This window comes from Nocardioides marmoraquaticus (assembly GCF_054777915.1).
The window spans coordinates 18,569-43,402 of record NZ_BAAHAA010000027.1 but is presented as its reverse complement, the minus strand read 5'-3'; the positions used below and the strand labels follow the sequence as shown (position 1 = coordinate 43,402).

Below are 24,834 nucleotides of genomic sequence, written 5' to 3'. Positions count from 1 at the left end.
TGCGCGGTGAGTCGCCTCCCCCCAGTCGCCTCGCGCGTGGCGCGGACTCCTGGGTGCCAGTCCGCGAGGTCCTGGTGCCTGAGAGGTTGGTGGGAGGAGTTGCCCCTTCGGCGCCGGTCGGACCGGACTCTCCCTCGCGGGGTTGATCAGCCCGTCCACCATAGCGAACGCCTCCGTCGTGTTGCGAATGACGCGACGGGGGCGGTGCGGTGGAGCGGGTGCGAGCAGGGGTCATCCGGCGGCCTTGGCGCGGCGTCGCTGCGCGAGCTCGTCGGCAGCGGTGGCGTCGGCAGCCTCGGCGTCCTCGGTGCGCTCGGACGGCAGGTCGGCCAGCGATCCCTCGATCTCGCGCCAGACCCCGCCGATGGCGATGCCGAACACGCCCTGCCCGCCCTGGAGGAGGTCGATGACCTCGTCGTTGCTCGTGCACTCGTAGACGCTGGCACCGTCGCTCATCAGGGTGACGCGGGTCAGGTCGTCGGTGCCGCGGGCGCGGAGGTGGGCCACGGCGGTGCGGATCTGCTGCAGCGAGATGCCGGCGTCGAGCAGGCGCTTGATGACCTTGAGCAGCAGGATGTCGCGGAAGCCGTAGAGGCGCTGCGTGCCGGAGCCGCTCGCCCCGCGCACGGTGGGCTCGACCAGGCCGGTGCGGGCCCAGTAGTCGAGCTGGCGGTAGGTGATGCCGGCGGCGGCGCAGGCGGTGGGGCCGCGGTAGCCCTGGTCGGCGGGCAGCGGGGAGACGTCGTCGTCGAAGAGGAGGCCCTGCTCGTCGGCCTCGAGCGCGGCGGTGAGGGCCGCCTGCTCGTCGTGCGACGCCGTCGCGTCACGATCCTTGGTGCCCACAGCTTCCTCCGCTTCGTCAGGGTCGCTGGGAGTGGCTCCGGGGAGGGACCGCTGGGTCACACGCGGGCGTGTGGCAGTCGTGGAGTTACAGCGACGACACTCATGACCGTAGACCTGGCCCCCGGGGCCGTCAAAGACACGCGCGGCGTGTCGGCCGAACCTTCAACCTCGACCTGAGGGTTGAGGATAGGGGCACCGCTACTGGGTGCCCTCCTCGAAGTCGTCGGGGGTCACGTGGTCGAGGAACTCGCGGAACTTCTCCACCTCGTCCTCCTGCTCGTCGGGGACGAGGATGCCGGCGTCCTCGAGCAGCTGCTCGTCGCAGACGATGCGGGAGCCGGTGCGCAGCGCCAGGGCGATCGAGTCGGACGGCCGGGCGCTGACCTCGACGCCGGACGCCAGCACGAGCGTGGCGTAGAAGACGTTGTCCTTCATCTCGGTGATCCGGATCTCCTCGACGGCGTTGCCAGTGGCCTCGAGCACGTCGCGGAGCAGGTCGTGCGTGAGCGGGCGCGGCGGCACCACGCCCTGCTGGGCGAAGGCGATCGCGGTGGCCTCGACGGCCCCGATCCAGATCGGCAGGTAGCGCTCCCCCACGGCCTCGCGCAGCAGCACGAGGGGCGTGTTGGACGGCATCTCGACCCGGACCCCGACGACCTCGACCTCGCGCACCCGCCCAGCGTAGCCCTCGCGCCGCGAGCCGGCTCAGGGGCGACCCGGCGAGCCGTCGCCGGTCCGCCGCAGGGCCGTCGCGAACCCACCACGGGGCCGGTCAGGTCAGCGCAGCGAGCGCAGGCCGGCCTTGACCAGTGCGGCGTGCAGGCGCACGGAGAGCACCGCGAGCTCGTCCATCGCCTGGGCCGCGCGGCCCTCGGCGCCCTCCTCGCGGCTGCGCCGCATGGGGGTGACGACCTGCTCCACCAGGCCGATCTCGCGGTCGGCGGCGGTCTTGAACGCCCGCAGGTGCCGCGGCTCGAGGCCGTACGCCGCCAGCTCGCCGACGACCTTCGCGATCACGAGCGCGTCGGCGTCGTAGTGCTGCGACCCCGAGCGGGTGCGCACCAGCCCGAAGGTCTCCATCTGCTCGAGCAGCGACTCGTCGATCTCGGCGGTCTTGAGCAGCTCGAGCCGCGAGACCCGGACGTCTCCGTTGCCAGCCAGCAGCGACTCCACCCCTGGGGCAGGGTTGGACAACAGCCCGATTGGCACGGTCGGCTGCGCGGCCAGACCGCCGCCCATCGCGGGCAGCTCGAGGCCACGGTCGTGGGCCTCGAGGTGCTCCTTGATGACCTTCAGCGGCAGGTAGGCCTCGCGCTGGGCCCGGATGATGTAGCGCAGCCGCTCCATGTCGTCGACGGAGTACTTGCGGTAGCCCGACGGCGTCCGCTCCGGCTGGACGAGCCCCTCCTGCTCGAGGTGGCGGATCTTCGACTCCTTGATGTCGGCGTCCGGGAACTCCGACTTCAGGTCTGCGACCGCCTGCCCGATCGTGATCCGAGCGGTCTGCCGCACGCTCAGCCGACCTTCGCGTCGCTGGCGAAGAAGATGAGGCGGAACTTGCCGATGCGGACCTCGTCGCCGTTGGCGAGGCGGACCTCGTCGACCCGGTCGCCGTTGAGGTAGGTGCCGTTGAGGCTGCCGATGTCGTGGACCCGGAAGGAGTCACCGTCGCGCCGGAACTCGACGTGGCGGCGCGAGACGGTGATGTCGTCGAGGAAGATGTCGCTCTCGGGGTGGCGGCCCACCGTCGACAGGTCGGTGTCGAGGAGGTAGCGGCTGCCGGCCCCCGGACCGCGCTGCACCACGAGCAGGGCGCTGCCGGCGGGCAGCGCGTCGACGGCCGCCGCGTCGGCCGGGGCGAGCGCGGCGCGCTCGGTCGGCTCGTTCTTGGCCGCCGAGGCACCGCCGAAGGTGATGGTCGCGGTCGAGTCGCTCGGCTGGTCGCCCGGCTGGTCGCCCGGCTGTCCGCCCGGCTGTCCGCCCGGCTGGCCGCCCGACGGCGTCGGCTCCGCCGCCAGCGGCGTGCCGCACTGGGAGCAGAACCGCGCGTTGTCGGCGTTCTGGCTGCCGCACTGCGAGCAGAAAGGCATCTCGGGGGTCTCCTCCGACGGCTGGTGGTGCGACTGGTGACGGGTCGGGCTGGGGTCCCACCGAGGTGGGGCAACCCTCAAGCCGTGGTCGAGGCTGAGGGTTGGCTCCACGCTACCAGCGCGGACCGCGCTCCCGCGTCCGACGGGTCGGTCGTCTCAGGCGTCCAGACCGGCCTGGTAGGTCTCGGCGTCGAGCAGGTCGGAGCTGCCGCTGTCGTCCGGGACCACCTCGAATAGCCAGCCCTCGCCGTAGGGGTCGGTGTTGACCAGCTCGGGGGTCGCGTCGAGCGCCTCGTTGCGGGCGACGACCTCGCCGCCGACGGGGGCGTAGACCTCGCTCACGGACTTCGTCGACTCGAGCTCGCCGACGACGGCGCCCGCGCTGACGCTCTCGCCCACCTCGGGCAGCTGCACGAACACGATGTCGCCCAGCGCGTCCTGGGCGAAGGAGGTGATGCCGACGCGCACGGCCCCCTCCGTCTCGCCGGGCTCGCGCACCCACTCGTGCTCGGCGGTGTACTTCAGGTCGGTCGGGAAGGACACGGGGGCTCCCTGCTCTCGGCGGCTGCGTGGTCCGGCTGCGTGGTCCGGTCGGATGGACCCTAGCGCTGCCCGGGACGCCGGACGCCCGCCGCCGGGTGGCAGGTGCCGGTCGTCGGTCGCTGCTCGTCAGTCGCCGGTGGTCAGTCGCCGGTGGTCAGTCGCCGGGCGCCGGTCGGGCGTACTCCGGCTCGGCCGGGCTGCGGGTGACCTCGACGGAGACCTCGTCGAGGCGCTCGACCGTCACCCGGGCTCCGGAGAGCTCGACGTCGTCGACGAAGCCGCCCTCGAACCCCAGGCCGCCCTCGAGGGTGTCGGGGTCGCCGATGGCGTCGATGACGTACGGCGGCTCGAGCGCCACGCCGTCGACCCGGATGCCCGCGGGGTCGGGCTCGAACGACGTCTGGGCGATCACCCGGACCCGGTCGTTGATCTCCATAGCCTCGACGCCCGCGTTGCGGAGCTCCTCGACGGCGTCGAGGAGGTCGTTGATGTTGAGCTCGCCCCGGGGGTCGTCGACGGTGACCTGGATCCCCGGCCCGGTGGCGGCGAGGGTGCCGGCGAGGACGCCGAGCGCGTCGAGCTCACCGCGGGCCTGCTCGACCGCCGCGTCGCGGGCCTCGGTGTCGCTGGTGAGGCGCTGCCGGGTCTCCTCGAGCTTGGCGATCTCTCGCTCGGCGCGGGCCGACGCGGCTTGCAGGCCGTTGAGCGCCTGCACCAGCTCGGACTCGCGGAGCCCGGAGTAGTCGTCGTCGGCGCCGGCGAGCCGGACCTGCGTCACCGCCGCGAACCCGAGCAGGCCGACCAGCACGGCCACCACGAGCTGGCCGCGCGACCCGCGCAGCAGCGCCCGTCGCAACCGGTCACGACCCTCGACCGGGGCGCCAGGGGTCGGCTCGGGGATGGCCTCGGGCTCGCCCTTGCGGGGCTCGCGGTCAGGCATGGAAGAGGTGGCGACGGATGGCGGCGACGTTGGAGAAGATGCGGATGCCGAGGACGACGATGACGCCGGTCTGCAGCTGGGCGCCGGTGCCGAGCTGGTCGCCCAGGAACACGATCAGCGCCGCGATGAGCACGTTGCTCACGAACGAGATCACGAAGACCTTGTCGTCGAAGATGCCGTCGAAGAACGCGCGCAGCGCCCCGAGCACCGCGTCGAGGGCGGCGACCACCGCGATCGGGAGGTAGGGCTGCAGGCCGATGGGCACGTCGGGGGTCAGCCACAGGCCGAGCAGCACCCCGACCACGAGCCCGAGCACGGCGATCATCGGGTGGGTCCTTCCTCGTCGGCCTGGGCGGCACCCCGGTCGCGGACGGGGGTGGCGAAGCGCAGCGTCGGGCTGGCGGCGGGCAGCCGCAGCGACTCGGACGGGGTGAACCCGAGCCGCAGCCCGACCTGGCGCTGCAGGTCCAACCATGCCTGACCGCTCGCCGTCTCGGCGAAGCGCGCGGGCAGCGTGTCGGGGTCGCCGAGCACCAGCAGCCGGTACGGCGCCCGCAGCCCGCGGTTGTTGACCGTGATGGCGCTCCCGGCGATGCGGATCGTCGACAGGTTGGTCAGCCGCTCGCCGTTGACGGAGATCGCCTCGGCGCCGGCGGCCCACAGGCCGTTCACCAGCCGCTGCAGGTCGGTGTCGAGCACGCGGGTGCGGTCGGAGTCGCTGCCGGGCGCGTCGTCGACCAGCACCTCCGTCCCCGGACCCCGCACGGGAAGCGTGCCGGCGAGCCCGCCGAGGCGCTCCACCCGCTCGCGCAGCCCGGTCGCGGACTCGTCGCCGGCGAGCTGCGCCCGCTGCAGCCGCGAGGCCTCGGCGTCGAGCGCACGCTGCCGCGCCCGCTCGGCGGCCAGCCGGTCACGCTGGTCGACCACCTGCTCGGCGAGCTGCTGTCGCTGCGCTGCGTCGGCGGCGGCTCCCTGCGAGGTGCGGGCGGCGGCCACCACGACGAGCAGGGTGAACGCAGCCAGGGCGACCGCGCCGCGCCACCCGAGGCGCCGGCGGGAGCGGCCCGGGCCGACGTGGCGACCGCTGCGATCGGCGGACGGCTGCGGGTCGTGCTGGGCGCGGCGCCGCTCGGCGGCGTACGCGTAGTCCTCGTCGAGGGCGTGGGCGGTGAGGTACTCGAGCAGGCCCATGGTCGCCTGCGGCGGCAGCCGCGGCTCCAGGCGCGCCGGGCCCGGGCCCGGCGCAGGGGCCGCGCCGGGGGCCGTCGCAGGGGCCGGGGGGCTGCCCGGCTCAGCCACCGCGGGCCCCCTCCTCGCGGGGCGCGGTGCGGGCGGGGCGGCGCGGCGTGGTGGCCAGCAGCACGCGCACCTGCCACGCGTAGAGCAGGCCCGCCCACCAGTACAGGCCCATCCCCCACAGCGCGAACGCCCAGCCGAAGACGAGCGCGAGGGTGGCCACCGGGCCCTCGCCGTCACCCAGGAAGAGCAGCGGGAAGGCGTAGAGCAGCGCGGCGGTGGCGGCCTTGCCGAGGTAGTGCACCGGGAGGGAGGAGTAGCCGCGCGTGCGCAAGAACGGCACCAGCAACCACAAGAAGGCGTCGCGCGCCGGCAGGATCACCGCCACCCACCATGGGATGATGTCGCGCCACAGCAGGCCGACGACGGCCGCCAGGATGTAGAGCCGGTCGGCGACGGGGTCGAGGATCCGGCCGAGCTCGGACATCTGGTCGAGCCGCCGGGCGAGGTAGCCGTCGAGCCAGTCGGAGAAGCCGGAGACCATCAGCACCACGAGGGCCCAGACGTCGGCCTCGGGGACGATCACCAGCCAGAGGAACAGCGGGACGCCGGCGAGGCGCGCCATGGAGATCAGGTTGGGGACGGTCCAGACGGCACCGCGGGTCGACACGACCGGGCCGGACCGCTCGGCCCGCGCCTGCTCCGCGCGCTGCCCGCGCTCGTGCCCGTTCACCGCTCGCCTCCTCGTCCGACGCGTGGAGCCTACCGGCGGCGGGCGTCGGATCAGTTCAGGCAGCAGCCGCAGCGCGGGCAGTGCTGGCGGCGGACGCCGGCGAGCTCCTGGCCGCAGCCGCAGGTCGCGAGCGGCTCGGTGGCGTGGGCGGCGTGGTCGAGCAGCGCGGCGCCGGCGCGAGCCGCGCCGTACAGCGCTGCCTCGGTCGTGATCATCGTGGTCTCCCCTCGTGGGTCCTGTCAGACCATGAGACGCCTTGTCTGTTTTGCCCGGACGGCAGACACGCGCGAGATAGTCAGAAAGGACCACTGATTCTGGGCCGACCGGGGGCCCGCGGTCACGCGTCGTGGCCGCGCGGGCGTCGACGTCGTGTCGCCGGGCTGGACCAGTGGCCCGCCGTGCGCGTCACGCCTCGCCCCGCGAGTGGGTGCAGGGCGGTCAGTGCGACTTCCAGGTCGCGGACATGTCGAGGTCGCCGTGGCCGTCCTCCACGGCGCGCGCGAGGTGCTCGCGCACCCCGGGCAGCGCGGCCAGGTCGGCTCCGACCTCGTGGGCCGCCGCCAGCACCAGGTCGACGTCCTTGAGGGCGCCCGCCAGGGCGAACGCCGGGTCGAACGCCCCGTCGAGCATCCCCTGGCCCTTGAGCTGGACGTAGGGCGCGTCGATGGCGCTGCCGGAGACCGCCTCCAGGAAGTGCGCCGGCGACAGGCCGAGCTCGCGGGCGAGCAGCAGCGAGTCGGCCGTGCCCTCGACGACGGTGGCGAGCCAGGCGTTGCACACGAGCTTGAGGCGGCTACCCGCACCGGGCGTGTCGGCCACCCACAGCGTGCGCTTCGCGACGGCGTCGAGGACGGGGCGCACCCGCTCGCGAACGGCCCCGGACCCGGCGGCCAGCACCACCAGCTCGCCCTGCTCGGCGGGCTGCTTGGTGCCCAGCACGGGGGCGTCGACCAGGGTCAGGCCGAGGTGGGCCGCGCAGTCGGTGGCCCAGTCGGAGCCCTCGGCGCCGATCGTGCTCTGCTGCAGCCACACCGCGCCCTCGGCGAAGTGCCCCTCGCCCTGCTCGATGGTCTCGAGCACGCTCTGGGCGTCGAAGAGCATGGTGAGGACCACGTCGGCCCCGGTGACGGCCTCGGCGACCGACCCGGCGACGGTGGCGACGTCGGCGAGCGCCTCGGCCTTGTCGGCGCTGCGGTTCCAGACCGTGAGCGGGATGCCGGCCGCGGCGATGTTGCGGGCCATGGCGGCGCCCATGGTGCCCAGGCCGAGGACGGTCGTGCGGGGAAGGTCGGGCACCAGGTCTCCGATGTGAGGGGTCGGCAGCCCGCCACGTACCCAGCCGTCCCTCCCGGGATGCTCAGCCGAGGTCGCGCAGCGCCGGCAGGACGTCCTCGCCGAGCTGCGTCAGGAAGCGGCGCTGGTCGTGGCCGGGGGCGTGCAGCACGAGGTGGTCGAAGCCCGCGTCGACGTACGGCCTGACGGCCTCGACCACCTCGGCCGGGTCGCTGGCCACGATCCAGCGCTGCGCCACCTGCTCGATCGGCAGCGCGTCGGCGGCCTCGGCCATCTCGGTGGGGCTGTCGATGCCGTGCTTCTGCTCCGCGGTCAGCGACAGCGGTGCCCAGAAGCGGCAGTTCTCCAGGGCCTGCTCGTGGTCGCGGTCGTAGGAGACCTTGATCTCGATGGTGCGCTCGATCCCGGCCGGGTCGCGCTCGGCCTTGCCGGCGCCCTCCACCACCGACGGCAGCAGCTTGTCGGTGTAGAGGTCCATCCCCTTGCCGCTGGTGCAGATGAAGCCGTCGCCGACCCGACCGGCGTACCGCGCGACCATCGGCCCGCCGGCGGCGACGTAGACCGGGACGCCGCCCTCGGGCCGGTCGTAGATCGTCGCCTCGTCGGTGCGGTAGAAGTCGCCCTCGAAGCTGACCTTCTCCCCCGCCCACAGCGCGCGCATCAACCGCACGGCCTCGCGGAGCCGGGCGAAGCGCTCCTTGAACTCCGGCCACGCCGCGCCGGAGGCGGCGACCTCGTTGAGCGCCTCGCCGGAGCCGACGCCGAGCACGATGCGGTCGGGGTGCAGGCAGCCGAGTGTCGCCAGCTCCTGCGCGAGCACCGCGGGGTTGTAGCGGAACGACGGCGTCAGGACCGACGTGCCGAGGACGACGCGCTCGGTGCGCTCGCCGAGCGCGGCGATCACCCCGAGGGCGTACGGTGCGTGCCCGCCCTCGTGGCGCCACGGCTGGAAGTGGTCGGAGAGCCAGACGCTGTCGAGTCCGGTCTGCTCGGCGAGGACGCCGAGGTCGACGAGCTCGCGGGGGCCGAACTGCTCGGCGGAGGCCTTGTAGCCGATGCGCATGGGCCCACCCTGTCAGGCCGCCTCCCGGGCGCGCGGCAGGATGCCTCCCATGACTGCCTACTGGATCAGCCTGTACCGCGAGATCACCGACGAGGCGAAGGTGAAGGCGTACGCCGAGCTCGCCGGCCCGGCGCTGCGCGAGGCGGGTGGCACCTTCCTCGCCCGGGGCCTGCCCACCCAGGTCTTCGAGGCGGGCGTGCACGAGCGCAGCGTCCTGATCGCCTTCGACTCGGTCGGGGCCGCGCAGGCCGCGCACGACGGGGCGCCGTACCAGGAGGCGCTGAGGGCCCTCGGCGACGGCGCCGTGCGCGACATGCGCATCGTCGAGGGCGCCTGAGCGTGCCCTGCGACGACCGTCACGTCCGGGCGTGACGGTCGTTGCACCCGGCATGAGGCGACCCCGCGCGACCTTCGGTGCTCTGCTCGGCCTGCTGCTCCTGCTGCTCCCGTTCGGGGCGTTCGCGCCCGCCCGGGCCGCGACGGGCGACGCCACGGCGAGCGGGCCGGCGTACTCCGTGCCGGCCGACGCGCTGGCGGCCTCGCTGAGCTGCCACGGCGACCTCGCGGCCCGCACCCCGACGCTGCTGGTGCACGGCACCACGCTGACGGCGGCCACCAACTGGGACTGGAACTACGAGCGCGCGTTCGCCGCCGAGGGCCGGCCCTGGTGCACCGTCGACCTGCCGCGCGACGCGATGGACGACATCGCCGTAGCCGCCGAGCACGTCACGTTCGCCATCCGCGCGATGCACGCCCGGGCCGGCCGGCCGATCGACGTCGTCGGGTTCAGCCAGGGCGGGATGGTGCCGCGCTGGTCGCTGAAGTACTGGCCCGACACCCGCGCCATGGTCGACGAGCTGGTCGGGATCGACCCGTCCAGCTACGGCACCCTCGACAGCCAGCTGCTGTGCCAGACGTCGTGCCCGCCCGCCTTCTGGCAGCAACGCACCGGTGCGCGGTTCCTGGCCGCGCTCAACGCCGGCCCCGACCGCTTCGCCGGCATCGACTACACGGTCGTCTACACCGTCACCGACGAGGTCGTGGTGCCCAACTTGCCGCCGCGACCCGCCTCCGGGCTGCGCGACGGCGACGGCGCCTACAGCGAGGTCGCCGTGCAGCAGGTGTGCCCCGTGCACGTCGCCGAGCACCTCTCCATGGGCACCACCGACCCCGTCGGCCACGCCGTCGTCCGCGACGCGTTGGTGAACGACGGGCCCGCCAGGGCGGCACGCATCCCGCGCTCGGTCTGCCTGCGCGACGTCATGCCGGGCGTCGACCGGGCGACGCTGCCGGCCCAGGTCGCCCGGGTCGGTGCGCAGGTCACGCGCGCCGTCGCCACCTCGCCGCAGGTGCCCACCGAGCCCGCGCTGCCGGCGTACGCCGGCTGAGGCCGCGATGTCCCGGTCGCGCGCGGCCGGGGACAGGGTGACGACGGTCACGCTTCCGTCACGAGAGACCGCCCAGGAGTCAGTCCCTGACCGCCCAGGAGTCAGTCCCTGACCGCCCAGGAGTCAGTCCCTGACCGCCCAGGAGTCAGTCCCTGACCGCCCAGAAGTCAGCCCCTGGCTACCCAGGAGTCAGTCCCTGACCGCCCAGAGGTCAGTCCCTGACCGTGGATCGGCCGTCCATTGACCCCTCGACCGTCCGCGAGTGACTCCTCGACCGTCCGCGAGTGACTCCTCGGGTGTCCGCGAGTGACTCCTCGGGTGTCCGCGAGTGACCCCTCGGGTGTCCGCGAGTGACCCCTCGGGTGTCCGCGAGTGACCCCTCGGGTGTCCGCGAGTGACCCCTCGGCCGTCCGCGAGTGACCCCTCGGCCGTCCGCGAGTGACCCCTCGGCCGTCCGCGAGTGACCCCTCGGCCGTCCGCGAGTGACCCCTCGGCCGTCCGCGAACGACCCCTCGGCGGGGTACGGTGGCGGCGCTGGTCCGGGTGAGCACGTCACGAGGAGCGCGAGCCCGGGGCAAGAGGGAAGCCGGTGCGAGTCCGGCACTGCCCCGCAGCGGTGAGTGGGAACGACCGCCGTCACGAGCACTGCGTCACCACGACGTGGGAAGCGACGGCCAGTAGGTCCGGGACGTCCAGGCGACCCGGGGGCCCGCGAGTCCGAAGACCTGCCAGCAGCCGGGCACGCCGTGCCCGGTCACGTCGAGGACCTCGAGGGTGGGTCGCACGGGCGCTCCGGTCGTACGCCGGGGTCGTGTCGTCGCTCCTCCCCCGGGTCCCCGGCCCGGGATCGCTCGCGAGGAGAGAGCCGATGACGCCAGCACGACCACTGTCCGGGACACGTGCACCAGGCACCGAAGGGTGGGTACGAGCCCCGCGGCACCACGACGAGGTGGCGCACCAGGGGGGTCCGGTGAGCATCGACGGCCAGTACGTCGGCGCCGTCCGGCGTGCCGTCGGGCGCGACCACCTCGACCGGGGCATCGGCGTGCTCCAGGCCGTCGCGTTCGCCGCCGGACCGCTCCGCCTCGACGACCTCGTCTCCGCCACCGGCCTGGCCCGCGGCGCGGTGGCCCGCACGGTCGACCAGCTCGTCGCCGGGGGCCTCGTCGCCCGCGACGAGCGCCACCGGGTCGTGCCGGGCTGGCTCCTGCACGGCCTGGGAGACGACGGCCAGGACTCCATCGAGCACGCGGAGCTCGCCCTCGACGAGGAGTTCGCGGCCTTCGTCTCCGAGCGGCTGACCGAGGAGGTCGTGGCTGCGACCTTCCGGCGCGAGCACGCAGGCCACGCTCCCGGCGGACCCGACGACCAGCGCGCCGAGGCCGGCCTGCGGGCGCTGCACGACCTGCTGCTCGACCTGCAGGTCGGTGCCGTGCCCGACGACGTGACGCTGGGCCTGCTGACCCGGGCCTACGCCGCCCACCCGGACTTCCGTCCGCGGTGGGCCCACCCCGGCGCGCTGCTGGCGCGGCCGGGAGAGGACGCCCCGCACGCCGACGCCTGACCCCTGCTGCACGACCCCGCCGCCTGTTACTCTCGCGCCGCCGCGAGCGACCCGGCCACGACCGTCGACCGCGTGCCCGCGCTCCACCGCCTCGAGGAACTCGATGCCCCTCCCGTCCCCGTCCCGACCGGCTGCCGGACCGGCTGCCGGACCGGCCCCTGCTGACCGCACCCGCGGTGACCTCTGCCCTGGTGTGCTGCGCCCCTGGCCCGCTGGCGACGGGGCGCTCGTGCGGGTCCGGCTGGTCGGCGGTCGCACCACCGGTGCCCAGCTGCGCGCCCTCGCCGCCGTCGCGGCGCGCCACGGCGACGGCGACCTCCACCTCACCACCCGCGCCAACCTGCAGCTGCGCGGCCTGCCGCTCGACGGTGACCGGCTGCCCGACGAGGTCGTCGCCGAGATCGAGGCGACCGGGGTGCTGCCGAGCCGCGCCCACGACGTCGCCCGCAACGTGATGGTCTCCCCGCTGACGGGCCTGCGCGGCGGTCGCGCCGACCTGCGCCCGGTGGCCGACGAGCTCGACGACCTGCTGCGCGCGGTGCCGACGCTCGGCGCGCTCCCCGGACGCTTCCTGCACGTCCTCGACGACGGCCGTGGCGACCTGGTCGACCTCACCGGGCTGGTGCGCCGGGGCCCCGACCTCGGCCTCGTCGCACTCGACGCCCACACCGTCCAGCTGCGCCACGGACGCGACGGCTGGGGCGAGGTGGTCCCGCTCGGCGCGGCCGCGAGCGCCCTGGTGGCGCTGGCCGCGCGGTTCGTCGCCGTACGGGGGGAGGGCCCGGCGGCGCCGTGGCACGTCGACGAGCTTCCCGAGCCGCTGACCGCGGAGCACCCCCGTGACCCGCGCACCCACGTGCGCACCGCGGCGTTGCCGCACGGCGGTGCCCACGTGGCCGTCCCCGGCGGCGTGCTCACCCCCGACCTCGTGGCGCGGCTCGCCGCACGCGGTGACGAGCTCGTCGTGACCCCGTGGCACGGTGTGCTCGTCGCGCGCGAGGTCGACCCCCACGACCCAGCAGTCCCCGAGGAGCCGTCATGACCAGCACCCACACCGGTCCCACCGCGCTCCGACCCGACGGCACCGTCGGCGAGCTGCACCCGCCGACGCCGCGCTTCGACTACGTCAAGGACGGCCCGGCGATCTACGTCGACTCCTTCGCGACGATCCGTGCCGAGGCCGAGCTGCACCGAGTACCGGCCGACGCCGAGAAGGTCGCGGTGCGGATGGTGCACGGCAGCGGCCAGGTCGACCTCGTGCCCGACCTCGTCGTCCACCCCCGGCTGGCGTCCGCCGGCCGGGCCGCGCTCGCCGCGGGCGCCCCGATCCTGTGCGACGCGCGCATGGTCGCCATGGGAGTGACCGCCGGACGACTGCCGGCCGACAACGAGGTGCGCTGCTTCCTCACCGACGACCGGGTGCCGGAGCTGGCGCGCGCCTGGCGCACCACCCGTACGGCGGCCGCGGTGTCGCTGTGGGCGCCGTACCTCGAGGGAGCGGTGGTCGCGATCGGCAACGCCCCGACCGCGCTGTTCCACCTGCTCGAGATGCTCGCGGACGGCGCACCCCGACCGGCCGCCATCGTCGGCTGCCCGGTCGGCTTCATCGGTGCCGCGGAGTCCAAGGACGCCCTGGTCGCCTTCGCCGACACCCACGGCATCGACGTGCCCTTCGTGACGGTGCGCGGCCGCCGCGGCGGCTCGGCCATGGCGTCCTCGGCGGTCAACGCGCTGGCGCAGGAGGCCGAGTGAGCGGGCCGCGTCCCGGCCGGTTCTCGTGCGTCGGGCTCGGTCCCGGCGACCCCGAGCTGGTCACGCTGAAGGCAGCCCGGCTGATCGGCGAGGCCGACGTCGTGGCCTACCACGCGGGCGTCACCAAGAGGTCCCACGCCCGCCGCATCGCCGCCGACCTGATCCGCCCGGAGCAGGTCGAGGAGGAGCTGCGCTACCCCGTCACGACGGGAAGCACCGACCACCCCGGCGGGTACGCCGGCGCCATCGCCGACTTCTACGCCGAGTCCGCCGCGCGGTTGCGCGCCCACCTCCAGGCCGGTCGTGACGTGGTGCTGCTGGCCGAGGGCGACCCGCTGTTCTACGGCTCGGCGATGTACATGCACGACCGCCTCGCCGACGACTTCGAGACCCAGGTGGTGCCCGGCGTCCCCGCGTTCGCCGCCGCCACCGCCGCCGCGCAGCTGCCCCTGGCGCGCCAGACCGACGTGCTGACGGTGCTGCCCGGCACCCTGCCCGAGCCCGAGCTCGCCCGCCGGCTGGCCGACACCGACGCGGCGGTCGTGATGAAGCTCGGCCGCACCTTCCCCGCCGTACGGCGCGCGCTCGAGGCCGCCGGCCGGCTCGACGACGCGGTCTACGTCGAGCGGGCCTCGATGCACGAGGAGCGCCGGCTGCCGGTGGCCGACGTCGACCCGGCCGAGGTGCCCTACTTCTCCCTCGTCGTGGTCGCGGGCGACACCCGCGGCTCCCGACACGCCCCCGCGGCCCCGACGGAGGCCGCGCTGCCCGTGACCGAGCCGGTGACGCGGGCCGCCGAGCTGCTGGTCGTCGGGCTCGGGCCGGGCCCCGACCGCTGGCTGACGCCCGAGGTGAGCGCTGCGCTCGGCGAGGTCGACCACGTCGTGGGCTACGCGCCGTACGTCGACCGCGTGCCGCAGCGCGCCGGGCTCACGCGGCACTCCTCCGGCAACACCGTCGAGCTCGACCGCGCCCGGCTGGCGCTGTCGCTGGCACGCGACGGCGAGCGGGTCGCGGTGGTCTCCGGGGGCGACGCCGGTGTCTTCGGCATGGCCGCCGCCGTGCTCGAGGCTGCCGAGGAGTTCCCCGACGTGCCGGTGCGCGTGCTGCCCGCGGTCAGCGCCGTGCAGGCGGTCGCGGCCCGGGCCGGCGCCCCGATCGGCGGCGACTTCGCCGTGGTGTCGCTCAGCGACCGGCTCAAGCCGTGGTCGGTGGTCGAGGCACGGCTGCGGGCGATCGCGGAGGCCGACCTGGTGCTCGCGGTCTACAACCCCGCCTCGCGCTCACGCCGCGAGCAAGTGGCGCAGATGCAGAAGGTGCTGCTCGAGGTGCTGCCCGCCGACCGTCCGGTGGTCGTCGGCCGCGACGTCGGCCGCGCGGAGGAGTCGCTGACGGTCACCACCCTGGCCGCGCTCGACCCGGAGGAGATCGACATGAAGTGCCTGCTCGTCGTGGGTGCCGCCGGCACCTCGGTCGACGCGGCCGGTCGGGTCTGGACGGCGAGGTCGGTGGGTCAGGACCGGTCGCGGCCCGCCGAGTAGAGCCAGGACTCCCCCGCCTGACCCGCGTCACGGGCCAGCGCCCAGCCGACCAGCACCACGGCGGCCTGCTTGAGGCCCGCGGCCTCGACCTGGCCGGCGATGTCGGCCAGCGTGCCGAGCAGCACCTGCTCCTCGGGCTGGCTGACGCGGAACACCACGGCCACCGGGCAGTCGTCGCCGTACGACGGCGCGCACGCGGCGACCACGTCGCGGATCCGCGTGATCGCGAGGTGCACGGCCAGGGTGGCGCGGGTCGCGGCGAAGGCCTCGAGCGACTCCGTCGACGGCATCTCGGTCGAGCGGGCCTGGGCGCGGGTCAGCACCACCGACTGCGCGAGCAGCGGCACGGTGAGCTCGCGGCCCACCCGCGCGGCCGCGGCGGCGTACGCCGGCACCCCGGGCACGACCTCCCACGGCACGCCCGCGGCGTCGAGGCGGCGGGTCTGCTCGGCGACGGCGGAGTAGAGGCTGGTGTCGCCGCTGGTCAGGCGTACGACGCTGCGGCTCGCGGCGTGGGCGTCGGCCATCACGCCGACCATCGCGTCGAGGTCGATCGCCTGGGTGTCGACCAGCTCGGCGTGGTCCCGGCAGTGCCCGAGCACCTCGGCATCGAGGTAGGTGCCGGGGTAGAGCACGACGTCAGCCGCGTTGAGCAGCCGGACCGCACGGAGGGTGAGCAGGTCGGCGGCGCCGGGTCCGGCGCCCACGAAGTGCACGGTCACGGCTGCTCCTGCGGCTTGGTCCAGGCCCACTGAGTGACGGCGCGGGCGGGCGTCCAGCCGGTGAAGGACCCGAGCGGCGCGGCGGTCTCGACGGCGTGACGGGTCAGCTCGCCGCCGTGGGCGGCACGGGCGTCGGCGAGCACCCGCTCGGTCTCCAGGGTCACGCCGTGGACCACGAGCCGCCCACCGGGGCGCAGCCGGCCTCGGCACAGGTCGAGCAGTCCGGGCGCGGTTGCTCCCCCGCCGACGAACACGGCGTCGGGGTCGGGCAGGTCGGCGAGCGCGTCGGGCGCCTGCCCGTGCACCACCCGCAGCCGCGGGACCCCGAGCCGCTCGGCGTTGCGGAGGACGCGGTCGACCCTCTCGCGGTCGCGCTCGACCGCGACCGCCCGGGCGAGGCGGTGGGCGCGCAGCCACTCGATGCCGACGGAGCCGGCCCCGGCACCGACGTCCCACAGCAGCTGCCCGGGACGGGGCTCGAGGCGGCTCAGGGCACTGGCACGGAGGTCACGCTTGGTCAGCTGGCCGTCGTGCTCGTAGGCGTCGTCGGGCAGGCCGGGTGCCCAGCCCGGGCCGGGACCGCCCGCGGCCTCGACGGCGAGCACGTGCAGGTCGGGGGCGTCGCCCGTCCACGTGGACGCGGTGGCGCTGCGGCGGCTCTCCTGCGACGTGCCGAGGTCGCCCAGCACGGTCAGCACCGAGGCGCCCCAGCCGTGCTCGACGAGCAGGGCGGCGACGACGTCGGGGGTGCCGGCGTCTGCGGCGAGCACCAGCACCCGCCGACCGGGGGCCAGCTCGCTCAGCAGGGCGTGCGGACGGCCCTTCGTGAGCGAGACGACTGCGGTCTCCTCGGCCGACCAGCCCAGCCGGGCCCGCGCCAGGCTCACCGACGAGAGCGCCGGCAGCACCTCGACGCGCGCGGCCCCCAGACGTCGCACGAGCGTCGTACCGACGCCCGAGCGGAGCGGGTCGCCGCTCGCCAGCACCACGCACCCGGGGTGCTCCTTGACCACGGCGGCGTCGAACGGCCGTGGCCACGGCAGGCGCTGCTGGCCGTCGACGGCCGGGAGCAGCGCGAGGTGGCGCTCGCCACCGATGACGACGAGGGCCGCCTCGACCGCGTCGCGGCCGGCGCGCGACATCGCCCCGTCGGCCTCGATCCCGACGACGCGCACGCGGCGGTCGTCGGGGGCGGGCATGCGAGCACCCTAGGCAGGGGCCCTCAGGCCGGCGGCACGGGCTCCGTCGCCGGCACCGGGTCGGGCTCGACGTCGGGCGTCACGCCCGGGTCCTCCCCTGGCGGCACGATGTCGGGGTCGGGCCCCGGCACCGGGTCGGTGGCCGGGTCGGTCGCGGGCGTCGGGGACGGGTCCGGGATGGTCGTCATCCCCTGCTCTTACCCCGTTCGTCGTCGACCGACCGCCGCCGGCCCCGCATCTCGTCGGCCGCGGCACTGCCGAGCCGCCCTTCGTGGCTCGCTGCGCTCGCACCTCAGGGAGCGGTGTCCAGGCCCCGATCCCACGTGCCGCCCCTTCGTGGCTCGCTGCGCTCGCACCTCAGGGAGCGCGTCCAGGCGCCGGTCCCTGAGGAGCCCGCGAGGGACGAGCGGGCGTCACGAAGGGCCGCCCCTTCGTGGCTCGCTGCGCTCGCACCTCAGGGAGCGCGTCCAGGCGCCGGTCCCTGAGGAGCCCGCGAGGGACGAGCGGGCGTCACGAAGGGCCGCCCCTTCGTGGCTCGCTGCGCTCGCACCTCAGGGAGCGCGTTCAGACGCCGGTCCCTGAGGAGCCCGCGAGGGACGAGCGGGCGTCACGAAGGGCCGCCGCTTCGTGGCTCGCTGCGCTCGCACCTCAGGGAGCGCGTTCAGACGCCGGTCCCTGAGGAGCCCGCGAGGGACGAGCGGGCGTCACGAAGGGCCACCCCTCCGTGGCTCGCTGCGCTCGCACCTCAGGGAGCGCGTTCAGGCGCCGGTCCCTGAGGAGCCCGCGAGGGACGAGCGGGCGTCACGAAGGGCCGCCCCGTCGTGGCTCGCTGCGCTGTTGCCTCGGGGAGCATCGGCCGGGGCGCGGAGTCTCTAGGGTGGGCGCGTGGCGGAGCGGGAGGCGGCGGGGGCGCTGGAGCCGGCCGTGCTGGTCGCGCTGGTGCTGGCGCTGGCGGGGTTGCTGGGCCAGCTGGTGCTGGTCGTCTACCCGGAGGGCACCGGCTGGGTGCGGTGGCTGTGGCTCGCCGCGGGCCTCGTGCTGCTGTGGGGCATCGCCCGCTGGCACAGCCACGTCGCCCGGTGGGTGCTCCTGGTGTGGGGCGCCCTGGGGCTGTTCTCCTTCGCGACGGCGACCATCGCGGGCGACCCGACGCTGCTGCGCGGGCTCGCGCTCGTCGCGGCGTTCGGCGTGCAGCTGGTCGCGATGCTGCGACCCGCGGTGGGCGAGCACTGCCGCACGGGCCCGGGCGTATAGCCTCCAACCCAGCCACGAGGTGCCCCGGTGACGGGGAGAATCTGGGAAGCCGGTGCGAGTCCGGCACAGGCCCGCTGCGGTGACGCCGGCGTCGTACGCGTGCGATGCCCGACGAAGTCCGAAGACCGGCCTCGCGGCGCCCCACCAGCTGGCGACGAGCGGGAGCCTCACGTGCCACAGACCGATCCGACCCCACCTCCGACCTATCCGTTCGCGGCCGTGGTCGACCCCGGCGACATGTCGTTGGCGCTGGTGCTGACGACGATCTCGCCCGAGATCGGCGGCGTGCTGGTGCGCGGCGAGAAGGGCACCGCCAAGTCGACGATCGTGCGCGGCCTGGCGCGCGTGCTGCCGCCGATCGAGGTGGACGGCGAGCGGCGCGCCGTACGCCTCGTCGAGCTGCCCGTCGGTGCCACCGAGGACCGCGTGCTCGGCTCGCTGCACCTCGAGAAGGCGCTGGCCGACGGCACCGCGGAGTACGAGCCCGGCCTGCTGGTCAAGGCGCACCGCGGCCTGCTGTACGTCGACGAGGTCAACCTGCTGCACGACCACCTCGTCGACGTGCTGCTCGACGCCGCCGCCATGGGGCGCTGCACCGTCGAGCGCGACGGCGTCTCGGTCAGCCACGAGGCGAGGTTCGTGCTCGTCGGCACCATGAACCCCGAGGAGGGCGAGCTGCGCCCGCAGCTGCTCGACCGCTTCGGCCTCACCGTCGAGGTCGCCGCGCCGCGCGACCCGGCCGCGCGCACCGAGGTGGTGCGCCGCCGCATGGCGTACGACGCCGACCCCGCCGGGTTCGCCGCGCGCTGGCACGACGACGAGGCGGCGCTGACCGCCCGCCTGGCCGTGGCGCAGGCCGCCGTGCGCGAGGTCGAGCTGCCCGACGACATGCTGACCAGGATCGCCGAGACCTGCGCGGCCTTCGACGTCGACGGCCTCCGCGCCGACCTCGTCACCGCCCGCGCCGCCGTCGCGCACGCCGCGTGGGAGGGGCGTACGACGGTCACCCTCGCCGACGTCCGCGTCGCCGCACGTCTCGCGCTGCCGCACCGCCGCCGCCGCAACCCCTTCGACGCCCCCGGCCTCGACGAGGACCTGCTCGACGAGGTGCTGGGCGACGACGACCCGGAGCCCGACCCCGAGCCGCCGTCGCCGGACGGCGAGCCCGGGGACGACGGCGACGCCCAGAGTGACGGCGAGAGCGGCCCCGAGGCCGGGACGTCATCCGATCCGGTCGCCGGAGCGACCGAGCCGCATGACGTCCCGGCCCAGCAGCAGGACCAGTCACAGGACCGGCAGCAGGACCGGCCGGCCGGCCAGGGCTCCGGCAGCACGACCACCAGCCAGGCGGGGGCGCCGTACCGCGCCCGGCTGTTCCAGGTCGGGGGCACCGGGGCCGGTGAGGCGGGCAAGCGGAGCCGGGCGATGACCGACACCGGCCGCCGCGTCGGCGCCCGACCGGGCGACCACGGCGGCGTGCACCTGCTCGAGACCGTGCGCGCCGCGGCACCCCACCAGGTCGCCCGCGGCCGCACCCACGGACCGCTGCGCTTCCTGCCCGCCGACCTGCGGGTCGCGACGCGCGAGGGTCGCGAGTCCAACCTGGTGCTCTTCTGCGTCGACGCGTCCGGCTCGATGGCCGCCCGCCGCCGCATGGGCGAGGTCAAGACGGCGATCCTGAGCCTGCTGCTCGACGCCTACCAGCGCCGCGACAAGGTCGGGCTGGTGACCTTCCGCGGCACCGGCGCCGACCTCGCCCTGCCCCCCACCGGCTCGGTCGACGTCGCAGCACGGCGGCTCGAGGAGCTCCCCGCGGGTGGTCGTACGCCGCTCGCGGAGGGCCTGCTCGAGGCCGGCCGGGTGCTCGCCCTGGAGCGGGTGCGCGACCCACGCCGGCGTCCGCTGCTGGTCGTCGTGACCGACGGCCGGGCCACCGCCGGGGCCGACCCCGTGCGACGCAGCCGCCGCGCCGCGGCGTGGCTCGCCGAGCAGGGCATCGCCAGTCTCGTGGTCGACTGCGAGGCCGGACCGATGCGGCTCGGCATGGCCGGCGTGCTGGCCGAGCACCTGCGCGCCGAGCACGTGACGGTCGCCGAGGTCACCGCCGAGCGGCTGACCGAGGTCGCCCGCGCGGGGCGGGCCGCGTGAGCACCGCGGCCCCCCTCGCGTCACCGGAGCGGCTGCGCGACGCGCTCTACGAGGTGATCGGCCGGCGGCGCGACGTGCGCCGCGAGTTCAGCGACGTACCCCTCGACGACGCCACCCTCCGCCGCGTCCTCGCCGCCGCCCACGCCGCCCCCAGCGTCGGCAACAGCCAGCCGTGGGACTTCGTGCTGGTGCGCGACCTCGTGACGCGCGAGGCGTTCCGCGAGCACGTGGCCGGCGAGCAGGCGGTCTTCCGCGACCAGCTGCCGCCCGAGCGTCGTGACACCTTCGCCCGCATCAAGGTCGAGGGCATCCGCGAGGCGGCGCTCGGCGTCGTCGTGACGTACGACGCCACCCGTGGTGGCCCGCACGTGCTGGGCCGCCACGCGATCGCCGACGCCGGGCTCTACTCCACCTGCCTGGCGGTGCAGAACCTCTGGCTGGCCGCGACCGTCGAGGGGCTCGGCGTCGGGTGGGTGTCGTTCTACCGGCCGCCGTTCCTGCGCGAGCTGCTCGGCATCCCCGAGCACGTGGTGCCGGTGGCCTGGCTCTGCGTGGGGCCGGTGACGCACTTGGAGGACGTGCCCGACCTCGAGCGCCACGGCTGGCGCTCGCGCCGCCCGCTGGAGGCCGCCGTGCACGACGAGCGCTGGAAGGGAGACGCCTGATGCCGCAGGGCAAGCCGCTGGAGGTGCCCGACGACGGGCTGACGACCGCGCAGCGCCGCCGCCTGCCGCTGCTGATGGTGAACACCGGTGACGGCAAGGGCAAGTCGACCGCAGCCTTCGGGCTCGCGATCCGGGCGTGGAACCACGGCTGGGACGTCGGGGTCTTCCAGTTCGTGAAGTCGGCCAAGTGGCGCATCGGCGAGCAGTCCGTCCTCGAGCGGCTCGGCGAGCTGCACCGCGAGACCGGTGAGGGCGGCCCCGTCGAGTGGCACAAGATGGGCTCGGGCTGGTCGTGGTCGCGCAAGGAGGGCTCCGCGGAGGACCACGCGCGCGACGCCGCCGAGGGCTGGGCCGAGGTGAAGCGCCGCATCGCCGAGCAGCGGCACGACCTCTACGTCCTCGACGAGTTCACCTACCCGATGGAGTGGGGCTGGGTCGACGTCGACGACGTCGTCGAGACGCTGCGCGACCGTCCTGGGCGGCAGTTCGTCGTCATCACCGGACGCCGCGCGAACCCGAGGCTCGTCGAGGTCGCCGACACCGTCACCGACATGGGCAAGGTCAAGCACCAGATGGACCGCGGCCAGAAGGGACAGCAGGGGATCGAGTGGTGACCCTCCCGCGCCTCGTCGTCGCCGCCCCCGCCACCGGGTCCGGCAAGACGACCGTGACCACGGGCGTCATCGCGGCGCTGGCGCGGCGCGGGCTCGCGGTCTCGGGCCACAAGGTCGGCCCCGACTACATCGACCCCGGCTACCACGCCCTCGCCTCGGGCCGCCCCGGCCGCAACCTCGACCCGCACCTGTGCGGTCCCGACGCCATGGGCCCGCTGCTGCTCCACGGCTCCCGGGGCGCCGACGTCGCGGTCGTCGAGGGCGTGATGGGGCTCTTCGACGGCAGGGTCGGCACCGACGGCTTCTCCTCCACCGCCCACGTGGCGACGCTGACCCGCTCCCCCGTGGTGCTCGTCGTCGACGTCTCGCGCGCGTCCCGCTCGCTCGGCGCGGTGGTGCACGGCATGGCGACGTACGACCCGACCGTCGACGTCGTCGGGGTCGTGCTCAACCAGGTGTCGTCACCCCGCATGGCGGAGGAGGTACGCCGCGCGATGCGGCTGCCCGTGCTCGGGGCGCTGCCCCGCGACGCCGAGGTGACCGCCCCCTCCCGCCACCTCGGCCTCGTGCCCGCCGCCGAGCGCGGGCTGGCCGCCGACGCCCTCGACCGGCTCGCCGAGCAGGTCGAGGCCCACGTCGACCTCGACGCCCTGCTCGACCTCGCCCGCTCCGCCCCCGCCCTCGACGGCGAGCCGTGGGATCCGGGGGCGGCCCTCGGCGGTGCTTTTCGAACGAAAAGCCCCCGACACGCCGACCTCGCAGGAGCGGATCGGTCGGAAACCCGGCCCGTGGTCGCGGTCGCAGGCGGGCGGGCCTTCACGTTCCGGTACGCCGAGACCGAGGAGCTGCTGCGCGCCGCGGGGTGCGAGCCGGTGGCGTTCGACCCGATGGGCGACGTGGGCCTGCCGGCCGGCACCCGGGGCGTCTACCTCGGCGGCGGGTTCCCCGAGGTGCACGCCGCCGAGCTGACCGGCAACGAGCCGCTCCGGCGCGAGCTCGCCGAGGCGGTGCGCGACGGGGTGCCCACGGTCGCGGAGTGCGCGGGCCTGCTCTACCTCGCCGACACCCTCGACGGGGCGCCGATGGTGGGTGCCGTTCCGGCCGCCGCGGCGATGCACGAGCGGCTGACGCTGCGCTACCCGGAGGCCGTCGCGCCGGCCGACACCCTGCTGACCCGGGCCGGCGAGCGCGTGACCGGGCACGAGTTCCACCGCACCCGCACCGATCCCGGGCACGGCCCGACCCCCGCCTGGGTGGTCGACGGGGTGGCCGAGGGGTTCGCCGGGCCGACGCTGCACGCGTCGTACCTGCACACGCACTGGGCCGGCCACCCCCGGCTCGCAGCCCGCTTCGCCCAGGCCGTCCATGAGCACGCCTGACCTCTCCCACCACGGCGACGTCGAGGCCACCCCCGGACTGGTCGACCTCGCGGTCAACGTCTTCCCCGGCCCGCGGCCCGCCTGGCTCGACGACGCGCTGCGGGCCAGTCTCGACGAGGTGGGCCGCTACCCCGACCCGTCGCAGGCGGAGGCCGCCCTGGCGGCGTACCACCGCCGCGACGCCACCGACTGCGTCGCCACCGCCGGTGCCGCCGAGGCCTTCACCCTCCTCGCCAGGCGGCCGTGGCGGCACCCGGTCGTCGTGCACCCGCAGTTCACCGAGCCCCACGCCGCGCTGCTCGCCGCCGGCCACGACGTCGACACCGTCGTGGCGCCAGCGCCGTTCGACCTGCCGGCGCCGCCCGACGTGCCCGAGGGGGCCGACCTCGTGGTGCTCGGCAACCCGACCAACCCCACCGGCGTGCTCCACCCGGCCGACGCCGTGCGCGCCCTGACCAGGCCCGGCCGCACCGTCGTCGTCGACGAGGCCTTCATGGACGCCGTCCCCGGCGAGCCCGCGTCCGTGGCCGATGAGAGCGCCCGCGGCCTGGTCGTGGTGCGCAGCCTGACCAAGCAGTGGTCGATCCCGGGCGTCCGGGCGGGCTACCTGCTCGGCCACCCCGACGACGTCGCCCCGCTGCGGGCCGCCCGCACGCCGTGGTCGGTCTCGACGCCGGCGGCCGCCGCCATGACCGCCTGCGCCACCGAGGTCGCCCGCGCCGAGTCCGTACGGCGCGCCGAGCTGCTCGCCGGCTGGCGTGCCCACCTCGAGGCCGGGCTGAGCGCCCTCGGGGTCCACCACGTCGCCTCGAGCACCGCGTTCGTGCTCGCCCGGCCCGGCGAGGGCGTCCACGCGCGGCTGCGCGCCGCCGGCGTCGCCGTACGCCGCTGCGACACCTTCCCCGGGCTCGACGGCAGCTGGGTCCGGCTCGCCGTACGGCCCCCCGAGGTCACCGACCGGGTGCTGCCGCTGCTCGCTGGAGCAGCGCGGTCCTGAGTCCCCGGCCGGCCGCAACCAGTGCCGGGCCGCCGACGACCACCAGCGGCAGCGCGACGGCGAACCCGATCACGAACAGCCCCGAGTCGTCGGTCGCCGACCACCAGGCCCAGAGCACCGCCAGCGTGGCGAGCACGGCGACGACCGACACCGCCGCGAGCGACCAGCCCCCCGACGGCGCCAGCCACCCGGCGAGGAGCGCGCCGACCGCGACGGTGACGAACCACGCCACCGGCCAGGCGTCGGGCGGTTGGCCCCCGAACGGCAGCACCCACACCACCCAGGCGACCACGGGGCCCAGCAGGGCGACGGCGACGGACCCGGTCAGGCGCATGCCCCCAGCGTGGTCGTCCGGCCGGCCCCGCACATGCGCCCTGCTACTCAGGTCGCGGCCGCAGCACGTCGCCGGTGCAGCCGTGGACGGCACCGTGCGCCACGCGCACCGATCCGCCGTCAGGCCTACCCTGCGCAGGTGCACCGGATCTTCACCACGCCCGTCGCGGCGGTCTACCCGCACTACGTGACCAAGGTGGAGCGCAAGGGCCGGACCACGGCCGAGCTCCACACCGTCGTCACCTGGCTCACCGGCTTCGACGAGGCGGCGCTGGCGGCCCACCTGGACGCGGGGACGACGTTCGCCGACTTCTTCGAGCAGGCCGAGCTGAACCCCGCCGCCGACCGCATCACCGGGGTCGTGTGCGGCGTCCGCGTCGAGGAGGTCGAGGACCCCCTGATGCGCCGGATCCGCTACCTCGACAAGCTCGTCGACGAGCTCGCCCGCGGCAAGGCGCTCGACACAGTGCTCCGCGCCTGAGCGATGAGCCGGCCTCACCCCACGGGTCGTCACCCACGACGGATCCGACGCGTCGG

27 protein-coding genes, 1 pseudogene and 3 riboswitches are annotated in these 24,834 nt (G+C 75.2%); of the genes and pseudogenes, 12 read left to right on the top strand and 16 right to left on the bottom strand.

Annotation, left to right across the window (positions count from 1 at the left end; all coding sequences use genetic code 11):
• Window positions 1-56: 56 nt before the first annotated feature.
• Window positions 57-145, bottom strand: a riboswitch (glycine riboswitch).
• Window positions 146-231: 86 nt separating this feature from the next.
• From ACYU8I_RS16615 to fgd, 12 genes are all read right to left on the bottom strand, one after another.
• Window positions 232-843, bottom strand: coding sequence for a MerR family transcriptional regulator (locus ACYU8I_RS16615; protein WP_460842963.1), 612 nt, complete (start codon window positions 841-843; stop codon window positions 232-234).
• 198 nt (window positions 844-1,041) lie between these two features.
• Window positions 1,042-1,515 carry a bifunctional nuclease family protein gene (locus ACYU8I_RS16610; protein WP_460842961.1) on the bottom strand — a complete coding sequence of 158 codons (474 nt, stop codon included), beginning with the start codon at window positions 1,513-1,515 and terminating at the stop codon, window positions 1,042-1,044.
• A 105-nt stretch (window positions 1,516-1,620) separates the two neighbouring features.
• Window positions 1,621-2,355 (bottom strand): transcriptional regulator FtsR, encoded by a 735-nt coding sequence (gene ftsR, locus ACYU8I_RS16605; RefSeq protein ID WP_460842959.1) that lies wholly within the window; start codon window positions 2,353-2,355, stop codon window positions 1,621-1,623.
• Window positions 2,356-2,357: 2 nt separating this feature from the next.
• Window positions 2,358-2,933 (bottom strand): FHA domain-containing protein, encoded by a 576-nt coding sequence (locus ACYU8I_RS16600; RefSeq protein WP_460842957.1) that lies wholly within the window; start codon window positions 2,931-2,933, stop codon window positions 2,358-2,360.
• Between the two features lie 156 nt (window positions 2,934-3,089).
• The gene (gene gcvH, locus ACYU8I_RS16595) at window positions 3,090-3,476 is read right to left on the bottom strand and encodes a glycine cleavage system protein GcvH (RefSeq protein WP_460842955.1); all 387 of its coding nucleotides are present in this window, start codon (window positions 3,474-3,476) and stop codon (window positions 3,090-3,092) included.
• 154 nt (window positions 3,477-3,630) lie between these two features.
• Window positions 3,631-4,416, bottom strand: coding sequence for a DUF881 domain-containing protein (locus ACYU8I_RS16590; protein WP_460842952.1), 786 nt, complete (start codon window positions 4,414-4,416; stop codon window positions 3,631-3,633).
• On the bottom strand, window positions 4,409-4,741 hold the full coding sequence (locus ACYU8I_RS16585) for a small basic family protein (protein WP_460842951.1): 333 nt from the start codon (window positions 4,739-4,741) through the stop codon (window positions 4,409-4,411). The genes ACYU8I_RS16590 and ACYU8I_RS16585 overlap by 8 nt, the downstream gene beginning before the upstream one ends.
• On the bottom strand, window positions 4,738-5,715 hold the full coding sequence (locus ACYU8I_RS16580) for a DUF881 domain-containing protein (RefSeq protein ID WP_460842949.1): 978 nt from the start codon (window positions 5,713-5,715) through the stop codon (window positions 4,738-4,740). The genes ACYU8I_RS16585 and ACYU8I_RS16580 overlap by 4 nt, the downstream gene beginning before the upstream one ends.
• Window positions 5,708-6,322 carry a CDP-alcohol phosphatidyltransferase family protein gene (locus tag ACYU8I_RS16575; protein ID WP_460842976.1) on the bottom strand — a complete coding sequence of 205 codons (615 nt, stop codon included), beginning with the start codon at window positions 6,320-6,322 and terminating at the stop codon, window positions 5,708-5,710. The genes ACYU8I_RS16580 and ACYU8I_RS16575 overlap by 8 nt, the downstream gene beginning before the upstream one ends.
• A gap of 113 nt (window positions 6,323-6,435) precedes the next feature.
• Entirely contained in the window at window positions 6,436-6,600 is a 165-nt protein-coding gene (locus tag ACYU8I_RS16570) for a hypothetical protein (RefSeq protein WP_460842947.1), read from the bottom strand.
• Window positions 6,601-6,823: 223 nt separating this feature from the next.
• Complete coding sequence (locus ACYU8I_RS16565) at window positions 6,824-7,681, bottom strand: NAD(P)-dependent oxidoreductase (protein ID WP_460842943.1); 858 nt, start codon at window positions 7,679-7,681, stop codon at window positions 6,824-6,826.
• Window positions 7,682-7,742: 61 nt separating this feature from the next.
• Window positions 7,743-8,741, bottom strand: coding sequence for a glucose-6-phosphate dehydrogenase (coenzyme-F420) (fgd, locus tag ACYU8I_RS16560; RefSeq protein WP_460842941.1), 999 nt, complete (start codon window positions 8,739-8,741; stop codon window positions 7,743-7,745).
• A 49-nt stretch (window positions 8,742-8,790) separates the two neighbouring features.
• On the opposite strand from fgd, the gene ACYU8I_RS16555 reads away from it, so the two are divergent.
• From ACYU8I_RS16555 to ACYU8I_RS16530, 6 genes are all read left to right on the top strand, one after another.
• On the top strand, window positions 8,791-9,078 hold the full coding sequence (locus tag ACYU8I_RS16555; RefSeq protein ID WP_460842939.1) for a DUF1330 domain-containing protein: 288 nt from the start codon (window positions 8,791-8,793) through the stop codon (window positions 9,076-9,078).
• 52 nt (window positions 9,079-9,130) lie between these two features.
• The gene (locus tag ACYU8I_RS16550) at window positions 9,131-10,129 is read left to right on the top strand and encodes an esterase/lipase family protein (protein ID WP_460842937.1); all 999 of its coding nucleotides are present in this window, start codon (window positions 9,131-9,133) and stop codon (window positions 10,127-10,129) included.
• Window positions 10,130-10,662: 533 nt separating this feature from the next.
• A riboswitch (cobalamin riboswitch) is annotated at window positions 10,663-10,862 on the top strand.
• 237 nt (window positions 10,863-11,099) lie between these two features.
• Window positions 11,100-11,693 (top strand): helix-turn-helix domain-containing protein, encoded by a 594-nt coding sequence (locus tag ACYU8I_RS16545; protein WP_460842935.1) that lies wholly within the window; start codon window positions 11,100-11,102, stop codon window positions 11,691-11,693.
• Between the two features lie 103 nt (window positions 11,694-11,796).
• A complete protein-coding gene (locus tag ACYU8I_RS16540) occupies window positions 11,797-12,735 on the top strand; it encodes a nitrite reductase (RefSeq protein ID WP_460842933.1) in 939 nt (312 codons plus the stop codon).
• Entirely contained in the window at window positions 12,732-13,445 is a 714-nt protein-coding gene (locus ACYU8I_RS16535; RefSeq protein ID WP_460842932.1) for a precorrin-8X methylmutase, read from the top strand. The genes ACYU8I_RS16540 and ACYU8I_RS16535 overlap by 4 nt, the downstream gene beginning before the upstream one ends.
• Window positions 13,442-14,986 (top strand): precorrin-2 C(20)-methyltransferase, encoded by a 1,545-nt coding sequence (locus ACYU8I_RS16530; RefSeq protein WP_460842930.1) that lies wholly within the window; start codon window positions 13,442-13,444, stop codon window positions 14,984-14,986. Before ACYU8I_RS16535 ends, ACYU8I_RS16530 begins: the two co-directional genes overlap by 4 nt.
• Here ACYU8I_RS16530 and ACYU8I_RS16525 read toward each other — a convergent pair.
• The 3 genes from ACYU8I_RS16525 to ACYU8I_RS16515 are packed head-to-tail and all read right to left on the bottom strand — an operon-like array spanning window position 14,959 to window position 17,095.
• On the bottom strand, window positions 14,959-15,708 hold the full coding sequence (locus ACYU8I_RS16525; RefSeq protein WP_460842928.1) for a cobalt-precorrin-4/precorrin-4 C(11)-methyltransferase: 750 nt from the start codon (window positions 15,706-15,708) through the stop codon (window positions 14,959-14,961). The two genes, ACYU8I_RS16530 and ACYU8I_RS16525, sit on opposite strands and share 28 nt — an antisense overlap.
• Window positions 15,705-16,907, bottom strand: a complete 1,203-nt coding sequence (gene cbiE / locus ACYU8I_RS16520) for a precorrin-6y C5,15-methyltransferase (decarboxylating) subunit CbiE (RefSeq protein WP_460842926.1) — start codon at window positions 16,905-16,907, stop codon at window positions 15,705-15,707. The genes ACYU8I_RS16525 and cbiE overlap by 4 nt, the downstream gene beginning before the upstream one ends.
• Window positions 16,908-16,930: 23 nt before the next feature.
• On the bottom strand, window positions 16,931-17,095 hold the full coding sequence (locus ACYU8I_RS16515; protein WP_460842924.1) for a hypothetical protein: 165 nt from the start codon (window positions 17,093-17,095) through the stop codon (window positions 16,931-16,933).
• Window positions 17,096-17,792: 697 nt separating this feature from the next.
• Between ACYU8I_RS16515 and ACYU8I_RS16510 the strand changes: the two genes are divergently transcribed.
• The 5 genes and pseudogenes from ACYU8I_RS16510 (at window position 17,793) to ACYU8I_RS16490 (ending at window position 23,964) form a co-directional block, all read left to right on the top strand.
• Window positions 17,793-18,161: a hypothetical protein gene (locus tag ACYU8I_RS16510; RefSeq protein WP_460842923.1), complete on the top strand. Its 369-nt coding sequence runs from the start codon at window positions 17,793-17,795 to the stop codon at window positions 18,159-18,161.
• Window positions 18,162-18,309, top strand: a riboswitch (cobalamin riboswitch).
• A gap of 23 nt (window positions 18,310-18,332) precedes the next feature.
• Window positions 18,333-20,309: a VWA domain-containing protein gene (locus tag ACYU8I_RS16505; RefSeq protein ID WP_460842921.1), complete on the top strand. Its 1,977-nt coding sequence runs from the start codon at window positions 18,333-18,335 to the stop codon at window positions 20,307-20,309.
• Complete coding sequence (gene bluB, locus ACYU8I_RS16500) at window positions 20,306-20,974, top strand: 5,6-dimethylbenzimidazole synthase (protein WP_460842919.1); 669 nt, start codon at window positions 20,306-20,308, stop codon at window positions 20,972-20,974. The genes ACYU8I_RS16505 and bluB overlap by 4 nt, the downstream gene beginning before the upstream one ends.
• Window positions 20,974-21,588, top strand: coding sequence for a cob(I)yrinic acid a,c-diamide adenosyltransferase (gene cobO / locus ACYU8I_RS16495; protein WP_460842916.1), 615 nt, complete (start codon window positions 20,974-20,976; stop codon window positions 21,586-21,588). The genes bluB and cobO overlap by 1 nt, the downstream gene beginning before the upstream one ends.
• Window positions 21,585-23,964 (top strand): annotated as a pseudogene (locus ACYU8I_RS16490) (cobyrinate a,c-diamide synthase). Before cobO ends, ACYU8I_RS16490 begins: the two are co-directional and overlap by 4 nt.
• On the opposite strand, the gene ACYU8I_RS16485 reads toward ACYU8I_RS16490, so the two are convergent.
• Window positions 23,918-24,298, bottom strand: coding sequence for a hypothetical protein (locus ACYU8I_RS16485; RefSeq protein WP_460842914.1), 381 nt, complete (start codon window positions 24,296-24,298; stop codon window positions 23,918-23,920). The pseudogene ACYU8I_RS16490 and the gene ACYU8I_RS16485 sit on opposite strands and share 47 nt — an antisense overlap.
• Before the next feature lie 138 nt (window positions 24,299-24,436).
• Between ACYU8I_RS16485 and ACYU8I_RS16480 the strand changes: the two genes are divergently transcribed.
• Window positions 24,437-24,778: a DUF2200 domain-containing protein gene (locus ACYU8I_RS16480; protein WP_460842912.1), complete on the top strand. Its 342-nt coding sequence runs from the start codon at window positions 24,437-24,439 to the stop codon at window positions 24,776-24,778.
• Window positions 24,779-24,834: the final 56 nt, after the last annotated feature.

Excerpts from the sequence above, each read along its gene's own strand:
- ACYU8I_RS16570 (WP_460842947.1), bottom strand. The coding sequence starts at position 6,600 with ATGATCACGACCGAGGCAGCGCTGTACGGCGCGGCTCGCGCCGGCGCC.
- ACYU8I_RS16515 (WP_460842924.1), bottom strand. The coding sequence starts at position 17,095 with ATGACGACCATCCCGGACCCGTCCCCGACGCCCGCGACCGACCCGGCC.
- cobO (WP_460842916.1), top strand. The coding sequence starts at position 20,974 with ATGCCGCAGGGCAAGCCGCTGGAGGTGCCCGACGACGGGCTGACGACC.
- ACYU8I_RS16540 (WP_460842933.1), top strand. The coding sequence starts at position 11,797 with ATGCCCCTCCCGTCCCCGTCCCGACCGGCTGCCGGACCGGCTGCCGGA.
- ACYU8I_RS16485 (WP_460842914.1), bottom strand. The coding sequence starts at position 24,298 with ATGCGCCTGACCGGGTCCGTCGCCGTCGCCCTGCTGGGCCCCGTGGTC.
- ACYU8I_RS16590 (WP_460842952.1), bottom strand. The coding sequence starts at position 4,416 with ATGCCTGACCGCGAGCCCCGCAAGGGCGAGCCCGAGGCCATCCCCGAG.
- fgd (WP_460842941.1), bottom strand. The coding sequence starts at position 8,741 with ATGCGCATCGGCTACAAGGCCTCCGCCGAGCAGTTCGGCCCCCGCGAG.
- ACYU8I_RS16585 (WP_460842951.1), bottom strand. The coding sequence starts at position 4,741 with ATGATCGCCGTGCTCGGGCTCGTGGTCGGGGTGCTGCTCGGCCTGTGG.
- ACYU8I_RS16555 (WP_460842939.1), top strand. The coding sequence starts at position 8,791 with ATGACTGCCTACTGGATCAGCCTGTACCGCGAGATCACCGACGAGGCG.
- ACYU8I_RS16600 (WP_460842957.1), bottom strand. The coding sequence starts at position 2,933 with ATGCCTTTCTGCTCGCAGTGCGGCAGCCAGAACGCCGACAACGCGCGG.
- ACYU8I_RS16535 (WP_460842932.1), top strand. The coding sequence starts at position 12,732 with ATGACCAGCACCCACACCGGTCCCACCGCGCTCCGACCCGACGGCACC.
- cbiE (WP_460842926.1), bottom strand. The coding sequence starts at position 16,907 with ATGCCCGCCCCCGACGACCGCCGCGTGCGCGTCGTCGGGATCGAGGCC.
- ACYU8I_RS16550 (WP_460842937.1), top strand. The coding sequence starts at position 9,131 with ATGAGGCGACCCCGCGCGACCTTCGGTGCTCTGCTCGGCCTGCTGCTC.